A 414-nucleotide genomic window follows, 5' to 3' on the forward strand; every position below is an offset into this window, starting at 1 on the left:
GGATTACGCGGGGTTCTGGCTGGTGCGGCCGGGGGTGCCGGTCGAGGCGCAGCCGGTCGTTTATGTGGGGTCCGAGGGGGAGCGCGGGGTGATCGCGCGGGATCTGGGTGATCTGCTGTGGCTGTTCGCGCTGGGGGTCGGGCCTCGGGAGGCGTTCTCGGCGAGTAGCTCCCGCGATTCTCGTGGCTCGCTCGATGCACAGCCTTCTGCGGAGTTTCGGGAATTGGCGCTGCGGTACGCGCCTGCTGGCGAGTCGCTGGACGTGTCGGGGATCGTGGAGGCGGCAGGGGCGGAGTTTCCGGGCTTCGACGACTACCTGGAGTCACTCTGTCGGTGAGGTCGGGCGGTACGGCTTCGGACCCAGGACGGAGCGCGGCTTCAGACCCGGAACGGACCACGACTCCAGACCTGGCC

Annotated in this window: 1 pseudogene; it reads left to right on the forward strand. The window is 69.1% G+C overall.

The window, feature by feature from the left end:
* Window positions 1-337: pseudogene (locus tag KDL01_RS42365) on the forward strand (SMI1/KNR4 family protein); the annotation flags it as partial.
* Window positions 338-414: the final 77 nt, after the last annotated feature.

This window comes from Actinospica durhamensis, from assembly GCF_018139695.1.
Lineage (GTDB): Bacteria > Actinomycetota > Actinomycetes > Streptomycetales > Catenulisporaceae > Actinospica > Actinospica durhamensis.